This window comes from Pseudonocardia xishanensis (assembly GCF_039541715.1).
Classification (GTDB): domain Bacteria; phylum Actinomycetota; class Actinomycetes; order Mycobacteriales; family Pseudonocardiaceae; genus Pseudonocardia; species Pseudonocardia xishanensis.
Map to the genome: position 1 here is coordinate 44,821 of NZ_BAABGT010000097.1, position 19,988 is coordinate 64,808.

Annotated in this window: 22 protein-coding genes; 12 read left to right on the plus strand and 10 right to left on the minus strand. The window is 72.3% G+C overall.

Translation table 11 applies throughout. The features are described from left to right. Nucleotides 1-129: 129 nt before the first annotated feature. The 3 genes from ligD to ABD993_RS29285 all read left to right on the plus strand — a co-directional run bounded on the left by ligD (nucleotide 130) and on the right by ABD993_RS29285 (nucleotide 2,806). Nucleotides 130-1,701: a non-homologous end-joining DNA ligase gene (gene ligD / locus ABD993_RS29275; RefSeq protein WP_345425618.1), complete on the plus strand. Its 1,572-nt coding sequence runs from the start codon at nucleotides 130-132 to the stop codon at nucleotides 1,699-1,701. Between the two features lie 198 nt (nucleotides 1,702-1,899). Continuing rightward, entirely contained in the window at nucleotides 1,900-2,403 is a 504-nt protein-coding gene (locus tag ABD993_RS29280; protein WP_345425621.1) for a hypothetical protein, read from the plus strand. A gap of 1 nt (nucleotide 2,404) precedes the next feature. Next, nucleotides 2,405-2,806 (plus strand): Lsr2 dimerization domain-containing protein, encoded by a 402-nt coding sequence (locus ABD993_RS29285; protein WP_345425624.1) that lies wholly within the window; start codon nucleotides 2,405-2,407, stop codon nucleotides 2,804-2,806. Between the two features lie 165 nt (nucleotides 2,807-2,971). On the opposite strand, the gene ABD993_RS29290 is transcribed toward ABD993_RS29285, so the two are convergent. From ABD993_RS29290 to ABD993_RS29300, 3 genes are all read right to left on the minus strand, one after another. Next, entirely contained in the window at nucleotides 2,972-3,724 is a 753-nt protein-coding gene (locus ABD993_RS29290; protein ID WP_345425627.1) for an N-acyl homoserine lactonase family protein, read from the minus strand. After that, complete coding sequence (locus tag ABD993_RS29295; protein ID WP_345425629.1) at nucleotides 3,724-5,064, minus strand: MFS transporter; 1,341 nt, start codon at nucleotides 5,062-5,064, stop codon at nucleotides 3,724-3,726. Before ABD993_RS29295 ends, ABD993_RS29290 begins: the two co-directional genes overlap by 1 nt. 120 nt (nucleotides 5,065-5,184) lie before the next feature. Further along, nucleotides 5,185-5,838, minus strand: coding sequence for a TetR family transcriptional regulator (locus ABD993_RS29300; protein WP_345425632.1), 654 nt, complete (start codon nucleotides 5,836-5,838; stop codon nucleotides 5,185-5,187). A gap of 108 nt (nucleotides 5,839-5,946) precedes the next feature. Between ABD993_RS29300 and ABD993_RS29305 the strand changes: the two genes are divergently transcribed. Genes ABD993_RS29305 through ABD993_RS29315 form a run of 3 tightly spaced genes read left to right on the plus strand, consistent with a single transcriptional unit; the run spans nucleotide 5,947 to nucleotide 9,439 of the window. Continuing rightward, nucleotides 5,947-6,993, plus strand: a complete 1,047-nt coding sequence (locus tag ABD993_RS29305) for a shikimate dehydrogenase (protein ID WP_345425635.1) — start codon at nucleotides 5,947-5,949, stop codon at nucleotides 6,991-6,993. After that, complete coding sequence (locus tag ABD993_RS29310; protein ID WP_345425637.1) at nucleotides 6,983-8,809, plus strand: sugar phosphate isomerase/epimerase and 4-hydroxyphenylpyruvate domain-containing protein; 1,827 nt, start codon at nucleotides 6,983-6,985, stop codon at nucleotides 8,807-8,809. The genes ABD993_RS29305 and ABD993_RS29310 overlap by 11 nt, the downstream gene beginning before the upstream one ends. Before the next feature lie 9 nt (nucleotides 8,810-8,818). Then, nucleotides 8,819-9,439 (plus strand): TetR/AcrR family transcriptional regulator, encoded by a 621-nt coding sequence (locus ABD993_RS29315; RefSeq protein ID WP_345425639.1) that lies wholly within the window; start codon nucleotides 8,819-8,821, stop codon nucleotides 9,437-9,439. 12 nt (nucleotides 9,440-9,451) lie between these two features. Here the strand turns inward: ABD993_RS29315 and ABD993_RS29320 are convergent, their stop codons facing one another. Further along, nucleotides 9,452-9,592, minus strand: a complete 141-nt coding sequence (locus tag ABD993_RS29320; RefSeq protein WP_345425641.1) for a hypothetical protein — start codon at nucleotides 9,590-9,592, stop codon at nucleotides 9,452-9,454. 528 nt (nucleotides 9,593-10,120) lie between these two features. Between ABD993_RS29320 and ABD993_RS29325 the strand changes: the two genes are divergently transcribed. Then, nucleotides 10,121-10,969 carry a phenylacetate--CoA ligase family protein gene (locus tag ABD993_RS29325; protein WP_345425643.1) on the plus strand — a complete coding sequence of 283 codons (849 nt, stop codon included), beginning with the start codon at nucleotides 10,121-10,123 and terminating at the stop codon, nucleotides 10,967-10,969. Between the two features lie 3 nt (nucleotides 10,970-10,972). After that, nucleotides 10,973-11,122, plus strand: a complete 150-nt coding sequence (locus tag ABD993_RS29330; RefSeq protein ID WP_345425645.1) for a hypothetical protein — start codon at nucleotides 10,973-10,975, stop codon at nucleotides 11,120-11,122. Between the two features lie 438 nt (nucleotides 11,123-11,560). On the opposite strand, the gene ABD993_RS29335 is transcribed toward ABD993_RS29330, so the two are convergent. The 5 genes from ABD993_RS29335 to ABD993_RS29355 all read right to left on the minus strand — a co-directional run bounded on the left by ABD993_RS29335 (nucleotide 11,561) and on the right by ABD993_RS29355 (nucleotide 15,457). Next, a complete protein-coding gene (locus ABD993_RS29335) occupies nucleotides 11,561-12,394 on the minus strand; it encodes an alpha/beta fold hydrolase (protein WP_345425648.1) in 834 nt (277 codons plus the stop codon). 27 nt (nucleotides 12,395-12,421) lie between these two features. Further along, a complete protein-coding gene (locus ABD993_RS29340; protein ID WP_142099959.1) occupies nucleotides 12,422-12,844 on the minus strand; it encodes a DoxX family protein in 423 nt (140 codons plus the stop codon). A gap of 108 nt (nucleotides 12,845-12,952) precedes the next feature. Then, on the minus strand, nucleotides 12,953-13,798 hold the full coding sequence (locus ABD993_RS29345; protein WP_345425656.1) for an ABC transporter permease: 846 nt from the start codon (nucleotides 13,796-13,798) through the stop codon (nucleotides 12,953-12,955). Continuing rightward, nucleotides 13,795-14,760, minus strand: coding sequence for an ATP-binding cassette domain-containing protein (locus ABD993_RS29350; RefSeq protein WP_345425659.1), 966 nt, complete (start codon nucleotides 14,758-14,760; stop codon nucleotides 13,795-13,797). The genes ABD993_RS29345 and ABD993_RS29350 overlap by 4 nt, the downstream gene beginning before the upstream one ends. Before the next feature lie 103 nt (nucleotides 14,761-14,863). Continuing rightward, entirely contained in the window at nucleotides 14,864-15,457 is a 594-nt protein-coding gene (locus ABD993_RS29355) for a PadR family transcriptional regulator (protein WP_345425662.1), read from the minus strand. Nucleotides 15,458-15,558: 101 nt separating this feature from the next. On the opposite strand from ABD993_RS29355, the gene ABD993_RS29360 reads away from it, so the two are divergent. The 3 genes from ABD993_RS29360 (at nucleotide 15,559) to ABD993_RS29370 (ending at nucleotide 17,341) form a co-directional block, all read left to right on the plus strand. Next, entirely contained in the window at nucleotides 15,559-16,059 is a 501-nt protein-coding gene (locus tag ABD993_RS29360; RefSeq protein WP_345425665.1) for a cyclase family protein, read from the plus strand. A 77-nt stretch (nucleotides 16,060-16,136) separates the two neighbouring features. Continuing rightward, nucleotides 16,137-16,916, plus strand: coding sequence for a crotonase/enoyl-CoA hydratase family protein (locus tag ABD993_RS29365; protein ID WP_345425668.1), 780 nt, complete (start codon nucleotides 16,137-16,139; stop codon nucleotides 16,914-16,916). A gap of 275 nt (nucleotides 16,917-17,191) precedes the next feature. Then, nucleotides 17,192-17,341, plus strand: a complete 150-nt coding sequence (locus ABD993_RS29370; protein WP_345425671.1) for a hypothetical protein — start codon at nucleotides 17,192-17,194, stop codon at nucleotides 17,339-17,341. A 234-nt stretch (nucleotides 17,342-17,575) separates the two neighbouring features. Here the strand turns inward: ABD993_RS29370 and ABD993_RS29375 are convergent, their stop codons facing one another. Then, nucleotides 17,576-18,565 carry a LacI family DNA-binding transcriptional regulator gene (locus ABD993_RS29375; protein WP_345425674.1) on the minus strand — a complete coding sequence of 330 codons (990 nt, stop codon included), beginning with the start codon at nucleotides 18,563-18,565 and terminating at the stop codon, nucleotides 17,576-17,578. A gap of 83 nt (nucleotides 18,566-18,648) precedes the next feature. On the opposite strand from ABD993_RS29375, the gene ABD993_RS29380 reads away from it, so the two are divergent. Further along, nucleotides 18,649-19,974 carry an MFS transporter gene (locus tag ABD993_RS29380; RefSeq protein ID WP_345425677.1) on the plus strand — a complete coding sequence of 442 codons (1,326 nt, stop codon included), beginning with the start codon at nucleotides 18,649-18,651 and terminating at the stop codon, nucleotides 19,972-19,974. Nucleotides 19,975-19,988: the final 14 nt, after the last annotated feature.

Here is a 19,988-nt window from a genome sequence, read left to right on the forward strand (position 1 = left end):
CGCCGGGCCACGGGGCACCGCCACTCGACGACCACCCGATCAGGAGTGGTCCCGCAGCGCCTCCGTCGTCCACTGCATGGACCCGCGTCCGCACAGGACGACGCCGGCGGTGGATGCCAGGCTGTGGGGGTGCCTCGCTCCGACGAGTCCCTGCGGCCCATGCTGGCCACCGCCGGCGTGCCGCCGGTCGGGCCGGGGTGGGCGGTGGAGTTCAAGTGGGACGGGGTGCGCGCCCTCGTCGTGGTCCGCGGCGGCGCGGTGCGACTGGTGTCCCGCAACGGCAACGACGTCACCGGGGGTTATCCCGAGCTGGTCGCCGCGCTGCCGACCGACCGGGACCTGGTGCTGGACGGCGAGATCGTCGCCCTCGACGCCGCCGGACGGCCGGACTTCGGGCTGCTGCAGCACCGGATGCACGTGCGGTCACCGGGGGCGGCGTTGCTGGCCGAGGTGCCCGTCGAGCTGTACCTGTTCGACGTCCTGGAGATCGAGGGGGAGGACCTGACCGGCCTGCCCTACGACACCCGCCGGGCGCGGCTGGCGGAGCTCGGGGTCGAGGCCTGGCGGCGGGTGTCGGCGCCGCAGGCGTTCACCGACATCACCCCGGCCCAGGGCCTCGACGTGGCGCGGGCGCACCGGCTGGAGGGGATCGTCGCGAAGCGGCGCACGGCCCGCTACGAGCCGGGCCGCCGGTCCGGGGCGTGGGTGAAGACGGCACTGTTCCATCCGCAGGAGGTCGTGCTCGGTGGCTGGACCGCGGGCAGGGGCAACCGCGGGTCCACGCTCGGGGCGCTGCTGATGGGCGCGTACGACGAGCACGGCAGGCTGCGCTACCTCGGCAACGTCGGCTCCGGCTTCTCGGAGGCCACGCTGCGCAGGCTGCTGGACCGGCTCCGGCCCCTGGCCCGTCCCGACAGCCCGTTCGACGACGAGGTCCCCCGCGAGCTGCGGCGCGGGGTGACCTGGGTGGAGCCCGAGGTCGTCGGGGAGGTCGAGTACCGCACGCTGACCCACGACCGGCGGCTGCGGCACACCGTCTGGCGCGGGCTGCGGCCGGACCGGGACCCCGGCGAGATCGTCCTGGCGGACGTCGTCGAGGCGGCCCGCGCCCCCGACCCGGAGCTCGTCCGCTACCTGCGGGAGATCGCGCCCCATCTGTTGCCCTACGTCGACGGGCACCCGCTCGTCGCGCCCACCGGTCCCGTCGCCGTCGGCTCGGAGGCGGCCCTGGTGGGGCTGGCCGAGACGGGCGTCGTCGAGCTGCGGTTCGCACCGAGCCGACCGGGCGAGCACCCGCGCTGGGTGGTGGTCGAGCTGGAGGCGGGGGCCGCCGGCCTGCTCCGGACCGCACTGGACCATCTCGGCGTGGTCGGGATGCCGGTGGTGACCGGGCACGGACTGCAGGTCCACGTGCCCGTGGGGGAGGGCACCACGGCCGCCGAGGCCGGGCGTTGGGCGGAGCGGCTCTGCGCCGCGGTCGGCAGCATGGCGCCCGGTGCCCGGCCGATGGCCGCGACGGCCGCGCTCGTCCCGTTCAGCCCGACCCGCGACGGCGCCGTCGCGGTGCCGGTCACCTGGGCCGAGCTCGAGGCCCCCGAGCTGCCCCGCTGGACCCTCGACACGGCCCCGGTCAGGGTCGCCGAGGCCGGGGACCCGCTGCGGCCGCTGCTCGGTCTGGACCAACGCCTTCCGCCGCTCTGACCGGTCGGGCCGGCTCGGGGCGGAGGAGGCCCGGCCGCGCGTCCGCGGAGGCGTCGGAGCCGGTTTCGGCGAGTGGGATGCACGACACGCCCGGCCCGCGGTCGATCCGGAGTTGCGCAGGGTAGATGATGGCGTGATCTGATCGGACCGTCCACGATTGGTCGTGGATGGTCGTCCACCGAAGGGAGCAGCGGGGTCTTGGCAGAGGAGACATCGGGTCGAGCAGGACTGTCGATCCAGGGCGAGCAGGCGCAGGACACCGGCTGGGTCAAGGCGTCGGACGACGACGTCGACCTCTACGTCGACCGGGTCTCGGACGAGGTGCTGGCCTGCCGTGAGCGGGGCAGGCACCTCTTCCCCTCGATTCGGCAGGCCGGAATCCACTTCACCGAGGTCGACGACGACGGTCTGTTCGTCCGCAGGCTCACGTGCACCTGCTGCCTGCTGGCGGTCCGGGTGGAGAAATGGGAGGGCGCCCGCCGCGGCGGCCGGACCCGGTTCAGCCGGGTCACCTCCGGGCTCGTCTACCAGACCGGGCCGGACGGCGCGGAGTACCTCGCCCCGTCGGGTCGCGGGCACATGACGGCCCGCCAGATCGGGGACTCCGTGGCGTCGAAGGCGCTGGCCGGGGAGAGCATCACCGCGTTGCGCAAGTCCATCAAGCAGGCGCAGAAGCGCGCGGCGGGCGACGGGAAGGCCTGACATGGGCGTCCGGCAGATCAAGTTCTGCGATCTGAGCGGGGTCGAGAAGGACGTGCAGACCCACGAGCTGCAGGTCGACCAGATGCGGATCGAGATCGACCTGGCCGACCCCGAGTACTCGAAGCTGCTCAAACTGCTCAAGCCGTACCTGGACGTCGGCCGGATCGAGGCCTCCGTCCCGGCGGGCCTCACCCGGCGCACCGCCCCGCCGTCGGGCACGGCGCTGACCGCCGAGCAGCGCCAGCAGGTGCGGGAGTGGGCCGAGGCCAAGGGCATCGAGGTCCCGGTCAACAACCGCTTCAAGCGCTCGCTGGTGGACCAGTGGAAGGCGGACACCGGCCAGGCCCCGTCGAAGGACGAGGACGACGCGGGCGAGGACACCCTGTTCTCCGACGAGGACTGAGCGGACACGGGCAGGCGACCGCGGTCGGCCGCCTGCCCGTGCCGCACCCGGGGACTCCGGCGCGGGTGGTCCGGGGTTCCCGGCCGGGCACGAGACCGCGTCGACCATGCTCGGGCTCGGCACTGGGCGATCTACGGGCTGGAGTCGCTGCCGTCCGCCGGCCGGTCAGGCGATCCGGACCGAGTACGGCCCTGACCGCGGGAACCCGGCCGTGACCTCCGGGTCGTGGCCCGGGACGATCAGCGCGGGATCGTCGGCGAGGGCCTTCGCCCGGTCGTAGGCGTGGTAGATGCCGGGCATCGAGTGCAGGATCGGGCCGGGGCGGTCCTGCACGAGGTTCTCGGTGAAGTGGGCGGCGTCGGAGGCCAGCACGACCCAGCCCGCCGCCGTCCACACCCGGGTGAGCTGCATGCCCGCGGTGTGCCCGCCGACCCGGTGCACGGACAGCCCGGGGGCGAGCTCCCGGTCCCCGTCGAGCAGGTCGAGCCGCTCCGGATCCAGCATCGTGGCCAGGTCCGGCTCGGACACCAGCCAGCGCTCGCGGGTGATCCGCTTCGCCACCGGGCCGGTCCAGTAGTCGGCCTCGGTGCGCTGGACCACGCGGCGGGCGGCGGGGAACCGCGCCGCCGCGCCGGTGTGGTCGTAGTGCAGGTGGGACAGCACGAGGGTGTCGACGTCGGCGGGGTCGACCCCCAGCGCCGCGACCCCCTCGTGCGGGGCGCACGCGAACTCGATCCCCGCCGGGCCGCTCCCGGGCTCCAGCCCGGCGTCGATCACGACGGCCCGGGTGTCCGAGACGGCGAGCCACACGTAGTAGGCGGTGGGGTGCGGCTCGGCCCAGGTGTCGTCGTAGCCCAGGAAGTGCTGGCCGCGCAGGCCGTCCCGGGTGGCGTAGCGGATCGCGTGCACCTCGAACATCAGGCGCTCACAACCGCCTTCTTCGGGGCCCGCACCGGCTCCAGACCGAGCTGCTCGGTCGGCGTCCGGTAGTAGTCCTTGCCCGTCCCGACGGCGATCACGTTGAGCACGCAGACCGCGGCCACGAAGATCGCGACGGGGACCCAGTTCGCGCCGCCCTCACCGGCCAGCGCCGCGGAGATGGACGGGGCGAACCCCGCGACCGCGAAGCCGATCTGGGTGCCGATCGCGGTGCCGGACAGCCGGACCCGCGCCGGGAACATCTCGCCGTAGAACGCGGGCCAGACGCCACCCGTCGCGCTGTGCACCACGCCGAACATCAGGATGCCGACGACGAAGATCAGCACGTAGTTGCCGGTGGAGATCGCGCCCAGGTAGCCGAACATCAGCACCGCGCAGCCGAGCGAGCCGCCGATGAACACCGGCTTGCGGCCGATCCGGTCCGCCAGCGAGCCGAAGAACGGGATCGCGGCCAGCGCGGCGACGTTGGCCAGCACGCCGACCCACAGCATCGCGGTGCGGGACAGCCCGACCGTGTTCACGGCGTAGGACAGGGCGTAGACGGTGAAGATCGTGCTGACCGTGGCGATGGTGGCGGCCGCGACGACGCGCAGCACCGAGGCCCAGTGGTCGCGGAACAGCACCGCGAGCGGGAGCTTCTCGACCTCGTGCTTGCTCTGCTCCCGGGTGAAGACCGGCGTCTCCTCCAGCGTGCGGCGGATCAGCAGCCCGACGACGACCACGATCGCCGACAGCCAGAACGGCAGCCGCCAGCCCCAGGTCAGCAGCGACTCCTCGGGCAGCACGGCGATCGGCAGGAAGATCGCGGTGGCCAGGATCTGGCCGAACTGGGTGCCCGACAGGGTGAAGCTCGTGTAGTACGCGCGCCGGTTCGGCGGCGCGTGCTCCAGGCTCATCGAGTTGGCGCCCGCCTGCTCGCCGCCCGCGGAGAAGCCCTGCAGCAGCCGCAGCACGACCAGCAGGATCGGCGCCGCGACGCCGATGGAGCTGTAAGACGGCAGGCAGCCGACCAGGAACGTCGCGATGCCCATCAGCAGGACCGTGGCGACCAGTACCCGCTTGCGGCCGAACCGGTCGCCGACGTGCCCGAGCACGAAGGCGCCGACCGGGCGGGCCACGTACCCGACGCCGAAGGTGGCCAGCGCCAGCAGCGTGCCGGTGGCCGGGCTCGACGACGGGAAGAACACCTTGCCGAACACCAGCGCCGCGGCGGTGCCGTAGATGAAGAAGTCGTAGTACTCCAGTGCGCTGCCGATCCAGGCGGCGAGGGCGGCCTTCCGCGGCTGTGCCGTGGCGGTCGGCGGTGATGTCGAGGACACAGTGGGCTCCCTGGGGTGATGCTCCGATGCAGACACCGGGACCGGCGAACCGGATCCGACGGTATGTACCGTCTGGTTACGTACCGGATAGTGAGTTAGTCGGCCCGGGTGTGTCAACCCCTAGGGACGGCCCACGTGCGCGGTCAGGTACTCCAGCACCAGGTCGCCCAACATCCGGCGGTAGTGGTCGCGGCGGGCGGGATCGAGCAGGTCGCGGTCGAAGATGGCCTGGAAGGTGTGCCGGTTCGCCGTCCGGAAGACGCAGAACGCGCTGATCACCATGTGGACGTCGAGCGCGTCCACGTCCGTGCGGAACAGCCCGCAGGTCCGGCCGCGGTCGAGGATCCCGCCGAGGACGTCCACGGCGGGGGCGGCCAGCCCGGTCCGGATCGGGGAGGTGCGCAGGTGCTTGGCGTGGTGGATGTTCTCGATGCCCACCAGCCGGATGAAGGCGGGGTGCGACTCGTGGTGGTCGAAGGTCAGCTCGGCCAGGGCGCGCATGGCCCGCGCGGGGTCGAGGTGGTCCACGTCCAGCTGGGACTCGAGCTCACGGATCCCGCGGTACGCGTGCTCCAGGACGGCCACGTAGAGGCCCTGCTTGCTGCCGAAGTAGTAGTAGAGCATCCGCTTGGTGGTGCGGGTGCGTGCCGCGATCTCGTCGACCCGGGCGCCCGCGTACCCGCGGTCGGCGAACTCGTCCGTGGCGATCGCGAGGATCTCGGCGCGGGTCCGCTCGGCGTCCCGCTGTCGCTCGATCCCCGGTTCGGCGCTCACTGAAGTCCCCTCACGGGTCCGACGATATCCGCCGTCCGCTCTTGCCGAGACCGCCGCCACCCGGTAGAAGTAACCATCTAGTACATACATGCCTCACCGAGGAGAGCCGTGGACGTCGTCGGAGCCCGCAGCCTGCCTGTCCGGACCGGGCTGATCGGATCGGGCATCGGCCCGTCCCTGTCGCCCGCCCTGCACGAGCGCGAGGCGCGCGAGCTCGGCCTCGACCTGAGCTACACCCGCTTCGACCTCGACGAGCTGGACCTGCCGCCGGAGTCCGTCGGCGACCTGGTGGGCCGGGTGCGGGCCGCGGGGTACGCCGGAGTCAACGTCACGCACCCCTGCAAGCAGCTCGTCATCCCGCACCTCGACGGGCTCTCCCCGGACGCCGCCGCGATCGGCGCGGTGAACACGGTGGTGGTCGAGGGTGACCGGACGACCGGCCACAACACCGACTGGTCCGGCTTCCGGGACGGCCTGCTCGCCGGCCTTCCCGGCGCGCCCTTGGACCGCGTGGTCCTGCTGGGCGCGGGGGGCGCGGGCGCGGCCGCCGCGCACGCGCTGCTCACCCTCGGCGTCGGCTCGTTGACCGTCCTGGACGTGGACCCCGCCCGCGCGACCCACCTCGCGGAGTCCCTGCAGTCCCGCGTCCGCCCGACTCGGGTGCGGGAAGTGGGGGACTCGTGCGTCGGGAGTGGGGGACTCGCGGGGGGTGGGGACGCCCGTACCCGCGAGTCCCCCGCTTCCGACATGCGAGTCGGACATCCCGGCCCGCGAGTCGGACAGGCCGGCGGAGGAGTCGGGCGTGTGGGGTCCGTGCGTGGGGGTGGGATCGGGGAGCTGGGGGCCGCCCTGGCCTCGGCGGACGGGGTGGTGCACGCCACGCCCGTCGGGATGGCGGACCACCCGGGGCTGCCGGTGCCCGCCGCCCTGCTGCGGCCCGAGCTGTGGGTCGCGGAGATCGTCTACCGGCCGCTGGACACCGCGCTGCTGCGGGCCGCGCGCGCGGTGGGCTGCCGCACGCTCGACGGCGGCCGGATGGCCGTCCACCAGGCCGCGGAGGCGTTCCGGCTCTTCACCGGCCTGACCCCGGACCCGGATCGGATGCTGCGGCACCTCGCCGAGCTGATCGGCCAGGAGGACTCCCGTGTCGCCTGAACCCCGGACCGCCATCGCCACCGTCTGCCTCTCGGGCGCGCTGGACGAGAAGCTGGTCGCCGCCGCGGCGGCCGGGTTCGACGGCGTCGAGATCTTCGAGCCGGACCTCGTCGCCTCCCCGATGCCCCCGGGGGAGGTGCGGCTGCGCTGCGCCGACCTCGGCCTGTCGATCGACCTCTACCAGCCCTTCCGCGACCTCGACTCCACCGACCCGGCGCGGTTCGCCGCGAACCTGCGCCGCGCGGACGCCAAGTTCGGCGTGATGGAGGCGCTCGGCGTCGACACCGTGCTGGTGTGCTCCTCGGTCGGCGCGGACGCCGTGTCCGACGTGGACCGTCTCGCCGAGCAGCTGCACGCGCTGGCCGCACGGGCCGGGGAGCGGGGCCTCCGGATCGCGTACGAGGCGCTGGCGTGGGGGCGGCACGTGTCGACCTGGGACGCCTCCTGGGAGGTGGTCCGGCGCGCGGACCACCCCGCGCTCGGGCTCTGCCTGGACAGCTTCCACATCCTCTCCCGAGGCTCCGATCCCGCGCCGATCGCGGACGTCCCGGGGGACAAGCTGTTCTTCCTCCAGCTCGCCGACGCCCCGCACCTGTCCATGGACGTGCTGCAGTGGAGCCGCCACCACCGGCTCTTCCCCGGCCAGGGCGCGTTCGACCTGCCCGCGTTCCTCGCCCCCGTGCTCGCCGCCGGGTACGCGGGCCCGCTCTCGCTGGAGGTGTTCAACGACGTCTTCCGCCAGGCCGATCCGGAGCGCGCCGCCGTCGACGGGCGCCGGTCGCTGCTCGCGCTCGCCGAGGCCACCGCGGCGCGCGGCGAGGGCGTCGACCCGGTCGGCGAGGCCGCGGGCAGGCTCTCCGGGCACGCCTTCGTCGAGGTGTCCGGGGACTCGTCCACCGGCGGGGTGCTGGCCGCGCTCGGGTTCGCGCGCACCGGTGTGCACCGGACCAAGCCGGTCGAGCGCTGGGAGCAGGGCGGCGCGCGGATCCTGGTGAACCGGTCCGGCGCTGAGGCGGCCATCGCGGCCGTCGCCGTCGAGACGGCGGACCCGCCCGCCGCCGCCCGGCGCGCCGTGCGGCTGGCTGCGCCCGTCCCGCCCCGCGAGCGCGGGCCCGCGGAGGCCGACCTGGCCGCCGTCACCGCACCGGACGGGACGGCGCTGTTCTTCTGCCGCACCGGTGCCGCGGACGACTGGTCCGGGGACTTCGTGGGGACCGACGAGCGCGCCGAGGGGATCGGGGTGACCGGCATCGACCACGTCGGGCTGGCGCAGCCCTTCGACCACTTCGACGAGGCCGCGCTGTTCTACCGCTCGGTGCTGGGGCTCGACCCGGTGACGGCGGCCGAGTTCGCCGCGCCGTTCGGGCTCGTGCGCAGCCGCGGGCTGGCCGACGCCGGGCGGCGGGTCCGGCTGGCGCTCAGCGTGTCGCTGCTGCGGCGCGGGCGGTGGGCGCCCGGGGTCTCCGAGCCGCAGTACATCGCCCTCGAGGTGGACGACGTCGTGGCCGCGGCCCGCGCGGCCCGCGCGGCCGGGGCGCCGCTGCTGGGCATCCCGGACAACTACTACGCCGACCTGGAGGCCCGCCTCGAGCTGCCCGCGGACGTGCTCGCGGAGTACCGCGACCTCGGCGTGCTGCGCGAGGAGACGCCCGAGGGGGCCTACCTGCAGGTCTGCACCGACGTGCTCGGCGGGCGGCTGTTCCTCGCGCTCGTGCAGCGGATCGGCGACCACGACCTGTTCGGCTGGACCGACGCGCCGGTCCGGATGGCGGCACACCGGCGCAGGCGCCTCGCCCGGGAGCGGGTCCAGGCTTAGGGTGACCGGGTGCCCCGCCCGAGCCGCTGGTCGGAGATCCTCGAAGCCGCAGGCGCGGAGTTCCGCGACCGCGGCTACGAGAACGCGACCCTGGAGGGGATCGGCGCGCGGGTCGGGATCCTCAAGGGCTCGATCTACAACTACGTCGGCTCCAAGGAGGAGCTGCTGTTGGCGGTGGTGGAACAGCCCGCCAAGCAGCTGCTCGCCGAGCTGGAGCGGCTGCAGGCCGACACCGGGCACAGCGTCGCGGTGCGGCTGCGCGAGCTGATCCGGATGCAGGTGCGGATCTTCGGCGACCACCACCCGGCCGCGTTCGTGTACCTGCAGAACATCGGCCGGATGACGGCACCGCGCTTCGCCGACTTCCGCGACATGGACGCCCGGTACATGGCGGCGATCGAGTCCCTCGTCGCCGAGGGCGCCCGCACGGGGGAGTTCTCGCTGGCCGGGAGCCCGCGCACGGTCGCCCGCGCCGTCGTCGGGATGCTGGACTGGATGCAGCACTGGTTCGTCCCGCGCGGCCCGGAGGCGGACCGCGAGCTCGCCGACCAGCTCTTCGCCTTCGCCCTCGGCGGCCTCGTCGCGGGCGGCGGCCTGCACGGCCTCACCCGCTCCCTCCCCGAACCCTGACGGACGGGTGGGTCAGCGGGTGTGGACCGGGAGGGCGCGTAGGCCCCGTGACAGCAGGACGGGGTGCCGGGTCAGCGGCTCGTCGGCCAGGGCGAGGTCCGGGTAGCGGCGCAGCGCGGCGGGGATCGCGATGCCCGCCTCGAGCCGGGCCACGGGAGCGCCGAGGCCGGCGATGCCGTCGCGGGTTCGGCAGGCAAGGATCGTGCGCGAGGTCTCCCCGGTCCGTGCGGACCGACGCCCGGGGCTTCCCGCGGTTCTGGGACGAGGAACGCGAGACCCTCGACCCGGTCAAGCGGGACGCCCTGATCCTGGAGCGGATCCAGCACCAGCTCCAGTACGTCTACGCCGAGCTGCCGTTCTACCGCGATCACTATGCGGCGCACGGGTTCCACCCCGACCAGGTGCGGTCGCTGGAGGACTTCACCACCCAGGTCCCGGTGATCACCAAGAAGCAGCTGGTGGCGGACCAGGCCGCGCACCCGCCGTTCGGCACCTACGCCCGGACGGAGGGGATCGCACGGATCCACGGCTCGTCCGGCACCTCCGGCGTCCCGACCATGTACGCAGTGTCCCGGGCGGACTGCGAGCGGGCGGGTGAGGTGCACGCGATGGCGCAGTGGTGCGCCGGCGTGCGGCCGGACGACATCGTGCAGGTCGGGTTCCCGTTCGGGCTGTTCTTCGGTGGTTGGGGCGCAGGGGGCGGAGCGGATCGGGGCGACCCTGTTCCCCCTGGGCATCACCGAGTCGAAGAAGCACCTGGAGCCGATCACCCGGCTCGGGAGCACGGTGTTCAGCGCGACCCCCTCGTACTGCATCCACCTGCTGTCCGTCGCCGAGCAGCTCGGCGTGGACCTGCCCGCGTCGACCGTCCGGCACCTGCTGGTCGGTGGCGAGCCCGGGGGCTCCCTGCCCGGGACCGCGCGGATCATCGCCGACGGGTGGGGCGCCACCGTCGCCGACGCGGGCTCGACGTCGGAGATGGACTCGTTCCAGACGAGCGTGGGCTGCGAGCACGGCACCGGCACCCACCTCTACACGGACGAGGTGCTCATCGAGGTGGTCTCGGCCGAGGACCTCAACGCGCCGATCCCGGTGGGGGTGCGGGGTGCGGTCGTCTACACGCACCTCTGGCGGGACTCCCAGCCGATGATCCGGTTCGCGCCGGGGGACGAGAGCTACCTCGCCACCGACCCCTGCCCTTGTGGCAGAACGTATCCGCGGCTGCCGGAGGGGGTGCTCGGCAGGTTGGACGACATGCTCGTCATCCGCGGCGCGAACATCTACCCGAGCGCGGTCGAGACGGCGTTGCGGGCGGTGCCGGGGTTGGGGCCGGAGTTCCGGATGCGGGTGACGCGGCGCGGCGCGCTGGACGAGCTGACCGTGGAGGCCGAGGGCGACCAGGCGCTGCGGATCCCCGTCGAGGAGGCGCTGAAGCGGGTGCTCGGCATCCGGGTGCCGGTGCTGCTGCAGGCGCCGGGCACGTTGCCGGAGACCACGTTCAAGGCCCGACGGGTCGTGGACGATCGTTAGCGGATGCCGCTGCTCGACCTGATCCATCCGCTCGTCCCCGGCATGCAGGTCTATCCGTTCCGCGCCGCGGCGGTCGAGTGTCGGCACCCCGCCGAGCACGTTGAAGGCGGACGTGACCCTCGAAGAAGGCTTCCTGCCCAGCAGAGGCACTGACCCTGTGCACGGCCGAGTAGGAGAGCCGAAGGCTGAACAGCGCGCAGGTTACGAGCTCGCCGCGCAGGCGGATGACGACGTCGCCGAAGTCAACCTCGGCCTCGCGGCCCGGGAGGTGCTCTTGCGGGATGAACGCGTTGGCAGGTTCCCGTCCGACCTCGACGCGAATCTCACGGCGTCGGGTGGCGACGTACTCGCGGACCATCCAGTACGACACCACCCCGGCCCCGTCATGTTCGTCAAGCAGTCGATCGACGCGCGCGCCCAGGTCAGTACGACGGCCCGGCCTTGCGTGGTGACGAGCACGCCCAGGATCAGGCCTGTGATGCCGCCGACGACATCAACCTCGACACCACCTGTCCGCCCCGTGTCCCTGGCGCGACGAAGATCTGCTTGTGCGGTGCCTAATCGGTCTTCCTGCAGCACCTCGCGGGCCCCTCAGCGTTCGCTGCTGAAGAACCGTAGCAACAGCGGGCCGACGGTCTGTGGGTCGACGACGTGATCCGGCCCCTCGAGGGTCTCCCGTTGAGCGTGGGGTAGGAGGTCTGCGAGCTCGTCGGCCGCGCGGTCGAAGAAGTCCGAGGGCAGGCCTGCCATGTAGGGGACCGTGATCGGTCCTCCGGTGGTGACCAGGACCGGTTGGGTGACCGTTGCCAGTCGATCGGCCGGCAATTGGTAGCGGTTGAGGAAGACACTGTCGTGGACCAGCGTGGGCGCGAGGGCGACCGAATCCGCCCAATGCGCCGTCTGCTTGCCTACCGCTTTCCTGGCCGCGATGTTGTCGTCGGAGGCGCCGGTCATGCGCATGAACAGTTCGAGAACCTCCTCGTCTCGCCCGGCGTCGAAGGCGCGTCGGGTGTCCGCGATGTACTCCTCGAATCGCGGGCGTATGTCGTCCCCGACCGCGTAGGGCACCTCCCACACGGCGATCGTGTCGATGGCTGACCCGGCCGCGGCGGCTTCCAGCGCCAGCGCGCCACCAGAGGACGCCCCGAACAGGTGTGCCGAGCCGCCCGCCTCCGCGATCAACGCATCCAGGTCCTCGATCTCCCTTTCCACGGCGTAGGGCTCGGTGAAGCCGCTCGCGCCGCGTCCCCGACGGGCATAGTTGTAAACCGTGAAGTGCTCGGCGAGAGCAGGTATCAAGGGAGCGTTCTCGGCTCCGTCGTCCTGTGCGCCGCCTACCAGGACGACAGCCGGGCCGCTTCCCTTCCGGTCGTAGGCGATGGTGGTGCCATCGTTTGATGTCACGCGAAAGGCCATCTCGTTCATCTCACATCGCCGTTCGAGAGGTTTGTCTCAGCGCCTGAGCAGCGTGCCGACGACGGCCTCGGTGCGCGACCACCGCGCCCTTGCGATCACGGCCGCCACGACGAGAAAGGCGAGCGGCAGCCAAGGGCTCTGCTCGAGCACGAACTGATCGGTGATGACAGCACCGGTCAGCAATGCCGCCAACCCGAGACTGGCCAGGCCCGCCAGAGCCGGGATCAGAAGTCCAACCCCTCCCGCGACCTCCAGCGCTCCGACCAGGTACCGGAGCCACTGGCCAGCCCCGATGTCGGCGAACATGTCCACCATGACCGGGTCGCCGGCGAGCTTCGAGATTCCGCCGCCGCCGATTATCGCCGCCAGCACGACTTGCAGAATCCAGACCCCGATGCTGCTCGCCCGCCCGGGCGTGTGCGCAACGGTTTCCGAGTTGTTCTTGGGGATGGTGCTCATGCGTCTCTCCTTGTCGTGTCCGGGCCTGGCCTGGTACCGGTGATGGCGTTGGCCGAGTGGGCCGGGTTGTCGGAGTTGATGTCGACCAAGTGCTCGCGGTAGCGGGATCTACTTCTTCTTGCGGTAGAGGACCATGGTGATGGGACCGAAGACCGCGACGAGAAGTACGGACGAGACGAGCACCCAGCCGATTTCCCCGGCGGGCACCGAGCCGTGCATCAGGCCGCGTACCACGGTCGCCAGGTGGGTGATCGGGTTGACCTCGATGACCGCCTGCATCCACCCGGGCATCGTCTTCGGGTCCACGAAGATGTTGCTCACGAACGTCAGTGGGAACATCACCATCATGCTGACTCCCGCCACCGAGTTCGGCGTGCGCAGGATCAGGCTGAGCATCGTCCACAGCCACGACAGGCAGAACGAGAACACCAGCAGCAGCGCGACCGACAGCACCACGCCGACGGCGCCACCCTCCGGCCGGAACCCTAGGACCAGGCCGAGCATGATGACGATCGCCGACCCGATCGAGTAGCGCACCAGATCGCCGAGCAGGGCGCCGACCAGCGGGGACGGTCGCCACACCGGGAGCGACCTGAACCTGTCGAAAACGCCTTTCTGAATGTCGGTGTTCAGCGTAATACCAGTGTTCATGGTGATCATGACGTTCGCCTGCACCAGGATGCCCGGCAATAGGAACTGCAGGTATTCCTGCGTCGACCCGGCGAGCGCGCCACCGAACAGGTAGGTGAACATCAACGTGAACATGATCGGGAACATGGTCACGTCGACGAGTTGCTCGGGGACGTGCTTGATCTTCAGGAGGGCGCGCCAGCCGAATGTCAACGAGGTGCTCACCGGACCGGGTCGGGGCGGGCGCTCACCGGCCAAGAGCACACCGCGCAGCGCGTCCTCGGTGACCGGCGGCGACGCCTGCTCCGCGGACGTGGCATTCATGCGGCATCCTCCTTGGGTGTCTCCTCGGACGGGTGACCGGTCAGGGCGAGAAACACCTCGTCCAGGCTCGGCTGACCGAGCGCGAACTCGGTGACGTCGATGCCGCCGCGGGATAGCTCGGCCAGGGCGCGGGCAACCCGCTCGGGGTCGGAGATCCGCGCGGACAGCGCGACCGGGTCGGCGGACGGCTCGGCCGGCACGTCGAGAGCGGCGGCGAGGATCCGCTCGGCCTCGGCCCGCTGCTCGGGACTACGGAGGCGTACGTGCAGCGAGCCGGCGCCGACCGATGCCTTGAGCTGGCCGCTGGAGCCCTCGGCGATGACCTTCCCGTGGTCGATCACCGCGATGCGGTCGGCCAGCTGGTCGGCCTCGTCGAGGTACTGCGTGGTCAACAACACGGTCGTGCCTTCGGCGACCAAACCCCTGACGATCTCCCACACCTGGTTCCTGCTGCGCGGGTCGAGCCCGGTGGTCGGCTCGTCGAGGAAGATCAGTTCCGGGGGGACGACCAGGCTCGCTGCGATGTCGATGCGCCGGCGCATCCCGCCGGAGTACTTCTTCACCTGCCGGTCGGCGGCATTGGCGAGGCCAAACGCGTCGACCAGGTCGGCCGCTCGCCGCCTGCCCCGCGGGCGCGAGTAGCCGAGCAGCCTGGCGAGCAGCAACAGGTTCTCCACCCCGGTGAGATCCTCATCGACCGACGCGAACTGCCCGGTAAGGCTCACCCGGGTCCGTACCGAACGCGCATCACGCACGACGTCGTAGCCGAGCACTTGCGCCTCTCCGGCGTCGGGGCGCAGGAGCGTGGCGAGCATGCGGATCGTGGTGGTCTTGCCCGCCCCGTTCGGGCCGAGCACGCCGTACACGCCACCGGCGCTCACGGCCAGATCCACACCGGCGACCGCGTGGGTCTTGCCGAAGCTCTTCTTCAACCCTCTCGTCTCGATCGCGAGCTTTCCCATGGGTTCGAGTCCTTCTCTCGGTGTTGCGAACGGATTGGTTGAGCTAGTCAAGTTTGACTACTTGGTCAGTACTACACGAGGAGGAACGTCTAGTCAAGGTTGATTAGAAGCGCATCTTGAGGGGATCGTGGACCGTTCGCCACGAACCCGGATCATCGGCCATGGTGTAGGCGCCCTCAGACAGTCGTTTGCTCAGGTTCTTCGCCCACTCCAGTTCGGTGCGTGCGTGTCCCGCCCACAGTTCGGCCTGATCGCGGACGTGTTCGGGAATGTCGGGGTTCGGGTTCTCCCACCCCTTGGCCTGCCCTACGAGCTCCGCTTCCAGGCGCGCGACCCGCTCGTTAACGTGCGCGATGGCATCTGTCCTGGTCAGCATGGGCAACATGGCGATGGCCGCGTCGAGCATGGTGGGGTCATGGGTGCGCCGCAGACCGTCGCGGACCAGTTCGACCATCTCGTCACGTCCCCGAGCTGTCGCGCGGTACAAAACGCGCTCCGGCCCGGAGTTGCCCGGCTCGGCGTGTTCGGTGAGGAGGCCATCAGCCGCCGCCTTTTTCAGCGCGTGATAAATCGAGCCGGGCTTGACCTTGGCCCAAATCTCCGCACCCCAGCTCTGCAGTTCGGACCGCACCTGGTAGCCATGCGCGCCGCCGGAGAGGTGCACGATTCCGAGTACCAGGAGCTTCGTCGCCGACATACGCCCACCTCCGCTCAACCTGCTCGGACTCGCTCCGCTTGCGCGCCCGCCAGGGTGGTGTCAACTCCCACCAACACTAGGGTGCCCTCCTGGTCCGGGTGGTGTCAGCACTGACCTACAAACGGTGCTGGTGGAGACCTCCAAAGCCACCCGGCGGCGCCACGCTCGCCGACCTCGACCTCGACCTCGACCTCGACCTGGAGCTGTTCCGCGGCGAGGCGGCGGTGGTGGACCTCCGCGGTTCGCGCGAGATCGGCCCGGCGGACCTGGGGGAGCTGCGTCCCGGCGTCGTGCTGGTGGTGTGCACGGGTTGGTCGGCCCGGTTCGGCACGCCGGAGTACCTCGAGCCTCCGTGGCTGACCGACGACGCCGCCCGCGCCGTCGTCGACGCCGGGATCCGGGCACTGGCGGTGGACACCCTGAGCCCGGATCCCCGCGGGTCGCTCGCGGTGCACGAGATCGTACTGGGCGCGGGCGGGGTGATCGTGGAGAACCTGCGCGGCGTCGAGCGGCTGCTGGGTCACCGCGCGACGCTCGCCTTCCACCCCCTCGCTCTCGCGGGCGACGGGTCCCCGGTCCGCGCGGTCGCCGAGATCGCCTGACCGTTCGCGGGGTGTCGGGTCGCGCGTGCTCGCGCGGGCGGGGAAGCTGTCGACCGGTTCGGTCGAAGGGGAGTGGCGTGGACGAGAGTGTGCAGGAACCGGTGCGGGTCGAGGTCCCGGTCGAGGGGGTGCTGCTGGTGACCCTGGACCGGCCGCGGGCCCGCAACGCGGTGAACGCCGACCTGGCCGAGCGGATGGCCGCCGCGATGGACCGGCTGGACGGGGATCCCGAGCTGCGCGTGGGGATCCTGACGGGTGCGGGCGGCACCTTCTGCTCGGGGATGGACCTCAAGGCGTTCGTACGGGGCGAGTCCCCGGTCGTGCCGGGTCGGGGGTTCGGCGGGCTCACCGAGCGCGGGCCGGAGAAGCCGCTGATCGCGGCCGTCGAGGGGTACGCGTTGGCGGGAGGTTGCGAGCTCGTGCTCGCGTGCGACCTCGTCGTGGCGGGGGAGGGGGCGAGCTTCGGGATCCCGGAGGTGAAGCGGGGTCTGGTGGCCGCCGCGGGCGGGCTGCTGCGGCTGCCGGAGCGGGTCCCCTACCACGTCGCGATGGAGCTGGCGCTGCTCGGCGAGCACGTCCCCGCGGCCCGGATGGCCGAGTTCGGCCTGGTCAACCGGCTCGTCCCGACCGGCGAGGCGCTGTCGACGGCCCTGGACCTGGCAGCCCGGATCGCGGCGAACGGCCCGCTCGCGGTCCGGGCGAGCAAGAAGATCGTGGCCGAGTCGCGCGGCTGGCCCGCGGACGAGCGGTGGTCGCGCCAGCGCGAGATCAGCGGGCCGGTGATGACCTCCGAGGACGCCCGCGAGGGCGCCACCGCCTTCGCCGAGAAGCGCCCTCCGGTCTGGCGAGGCCGCTAGCACCGAGACGAGACCCGGCACCCGGGGTCGCCACCGGGCTACCCAGCCGTTCCCGGATCGTCGGGAGTAGGGCGCCCCTGCGGGGGAACTGCGCCCTCCGGCGGCCTCGCTCCGGGGGTGGCGGCCCCGGGTCTGCGCAGGCCTGCGAGATCTGCACCCGTGGTCTGGAGTCGCGGTACCGGAGAGCGGAGGCGGTGAGGTCGGAGGCGGGGCGCGGTGAGGTCGGGCGCGGTGAGGTCGGGCGCGGCGAGGCCGGGGCGGCGAGGGTGCGTTCGATGACCTGGGCGTGGTCGAAGGAGATCTCCGCCGACGCCAACGCCTCGCTGGTCGACGGCATCGGGGCGGGCAGCTCCTGGCCCTGCAGGGTGCGCTCCGCAGTGACCTTCCGCGCCACCCGCACCCGGGCTTCGCGGCGGCGGAGGTGATCCGTTGCACGGCCTGCAACAGGTCGGCGATGTTCTGATAACCGCGCTCAGTGGCGAGTCCGCGGGCCTCGATTTCGGCGATGGTGGCTACCAGCGAAACAGGGGAAGATTCGGCGAGTGGTGGGCTCGCCGGGATGACTGGTGAGTGGGAGCGAGGCCCCCCGGAGGGCGTGGTCTGTCAACTCGAAGTGCGAGCCCCCGAATGACATCCCCACCGACCAGTCCGAGCGGGGGTCACCGAGCCGGACCGGTGGAACCCCGAACCACGAGCTCGGAAGGAAGAACGGGGTCGTCCGGCGCCGTGCCCGTGACCAGGTCGACGAGTGCCCGGCCCGCCAACTCGGCGGGACTGGTCACCGTCGTGAGCGGGGGGTGGCAGAAGGAGGCGCCGAAGACGTCGTCCGCGCCGACCACGGCGACCCGCCCGGGGACGTCGATGCCGAGGCGCTCCAGGTGTTGGAGCACGCCGATCGCGATCAGGTCGTTGAAGGCGATGAGGGCGGTGGCGCCGGTGGCGAGGCCCGCCTCGGCGGCGGGGGCGCCGGAGTCGAGCACGGCGGGGTGGTGGCCGGTCGCGGCGAACTCCAGACCGTGCTCGGCGGCGTGGGCGGCCAGGGTGCGGTGGCGCTCGCCGTCCGCCCAGGAGGTGTCGGGCCCGCGCAGGTAGGCGATCCGCCGGTGGCCCCGCTCGGCGAGGTGGCGCACGACCTGGGCGCTCGCCGCGTCGATGTCGGTGACCACGCCGGGCAGCCCGGCCAGCGGCCGGTTGAACACCGCGGCCGGGTGCCGGTGGAGCAGCGCGGCCAGCTCGTCCGCCGGGGCGCGGGGGGAGACCAGGAGGAAGCCGTCGACGAACGAGGCGAGCCTGCGCAGGTGGGCGAGCTCGACGGCGGCGTCCTCCTGGCTGTCGGCCAACACCAGGCTGTGCCCCGCGGCGGCGGCCTGCGCCTCCGCGCCCCGGATCAACCCGACGTGGTGCGGGTTGGTGATGTCCGGGATGACCAGCGCGAACAGACCCGTCCGGCCGGAGGGCAGCGCCTGGGCGATCCGGTTCGGCACGTACCCCAGCCGCTCGGCGACCGCGACGACGTGCGCCCGGGTCCGTTCGCTCACCCGGCCCGGGTTGGACAGGGCCCGGGAGGCGGTGGAGGTGGCGACGCCGGCCTCGCGGGCCACGTCGTAGATCGTCACGGCCCGCGGGCGCGGACCGTCGGTGTGATCCATGGCGGCATTCCAGCACACCGCTGGAAACCGATGGCAACCGGTTGCCATACTGGCCCGACCGACACCGAGGGGGCAGGACAGCGATGCGGACCGCCGCGCCGGACGAGCACGGGACATCCACCGGCGCAGGCACAGCGCCCGGCGTGTGGGTGGTGTGGGGCACCGCCGTCGTCGTGTACCTGCTGGGGGTCACCCAGCGCACCTCGCTCGGCGCGTCGGGGCTGGACGCGGCCGCGCGGTTCGGCATCGATCCGGGGACCCTCGCGCTGTTCGTCTTCCTCCAGATCTCGGTCTACGCGGCCGGGCAGATCCCCGCGGGCATGCTGGTCGACCGGTTCGGCTCCCGGCGGATGCTCCTCGTCGGCGGTCTGCTGCTGGGGGCGGGGCAGGCGCTCCTGGCGCTCGCCACGGTGCTGCCGCTCGCCCTCACCGCCCGGGTGCTGGTCGGCGCCGGGGACGCGGTGGCCTTCTCCTCGGCCCTGGTGCTCGTCGCGCGGTGGTTCCCGGCTCGGCGGGTCCCGGTCGTCACGCAGGTGACGACGATCCTCGGCCAGCTCGGCCAGATCCTCTCGACGCTGCCGCTGCTCCTGCTGCTGCACGCCGCGGGCTGGACCACGGCCTTCGGGGTGGCCGCGGCGGCGAGCGTGCTGTCCGCGGTCGCGGCGGCCGTGCTGGTGCGCAACGGACCGATCGGCTGGCGGGCGCCGGCGCCGGTGCCCCCGCGCGAGATGCTGCGCCAGGTCGCGGCGGTGTGGAGGCGGCCGGGGACCCGGCTGGGCTTCTTCGGCCACCTCGGCACGCAGTTCTCGATGATGACGTTCTCGCTGCTGTGGGGTGTGCCGTACCTGGTGTCGGGGCAGGGGCTGGACCCGCTGGTCGCGGGGACCCTGATGACGCTGCTGGTGGTCGCGTCCGTCGTCGTGGGGCCGCTGGTGGGGATGGTCACCGGCAGGCACCCGATGCGGCGCTCGTGGATCCTGCTCGGCGTCATCGGGCTCACCGCGGCGACCTGGACGGCGGTGCTGCTGGTGCCCGCGCCCGCGCCGACCTGGCTGCTCGTGGTGCTCGTCGTCGTGCTGGCGGTCGGGGGTCCCGCCTCGGTGGTGGGCTTCGACATCGCCCGCACCACCAATCCCGGCGGCAACCTGGCGGTGGCCCAGGGGATGGTCAACATCGCGGGCTACAGCGCGTCGGTGCTGGTGCTGACCGTGATGGGCGGGGTGCTGACGGCGATGGGCGGCTTCACCGAGGACGCCTTCCGGGTGGCCTGGCTGGTGCAGTACCCGGTGTGGGCGTTCGCCCTCGTCGGGATCGTGGTGACCCGCCGCAAGGCCCGCCGGGTCGACGCCGCGCGCGGGGTGGTCCCGCGCCCGCTCCGCGAGGTGGTGGCGGGGATGCGCCGCGCCTGACGGGGAGAGCCGGT

Coding starts and splice junctions, on each gene's coding strand:
- ABD993_RS29285 (WP_345425624.1), top strand. CDS start 2,405: ATGGGCGTCCGGCAGATCAAGTTCTGCGATCTGAGCGGGGTCGAGAAG.
- ABD993_RS29290 (WP_345425627.1), bottom strand. CDS start 3,724: ATGTTCGAGGTGCACGCGATCCGCTACGCCACCCGGGACGGCCTGCGC.
- ABD993_RS29330 (WP_345425645.1), top strand. CDS start 10,973: ATGCCGCTGCTCGACCTGATCCATCCGCTCGTCCCCGGCATGCAGGTC.
- ABD993_RS29335 (WP_345425648.1), bottom strand. CDS start 12,394: ATGAACGAGATGGCCTTTCGCGTGACATCAAACGATGGCACCACCATC.
- ABD993_RS29340 (WP_142099959.1), bottom strand. CDS start 12,844: ATGAGCACCATCCCCAAGAACAACTCGGAAACCGTTGCGCACACGCCC.
- ABD993_RS29345 (WP_345425656.1), bottom strand. CDS start 13,798: ATGAATGCCACGTCCGCGGAGCAGGCGTCGCCGCCGGTCACCGAGGAC.
- ABD993_RS29350 (WP_345425659.1), bottom strand. CDS start 14,760: ATGGGAAAGCTCGCGATCGAGACGAGAGGGTTGAAGAAGAGCTTCGGC.
- ABD993_RS29355 (WP_345425662.1), bottom strand. CDS start 15,457: ATGTCGGCGACGAAGCTCCTGGTACTCGGAATCGTGCACCTCTCCGGC.
- ABD993_RS29370 (WP_345425671.1), top strand. CDS start 17,192: ATGACCTGGGCGTGGTCGAAGGAGATCTCCGCCGACGCCAACGCCTCG.
- ABD993_RS29375 (WP_345425674.1), bottom strand. CDS start 18,565: ATGGATCACACCGACGGTCCGCGCCCGCGGGCCGTGACGATCTACGAC.
- ABD993_RS29380 (WP_345425677.1), top strand. CDS start 18,649: ATGCGGACCGCCGCGCCGGACGAGCACGGGACATCCACCGGCGCAGGC.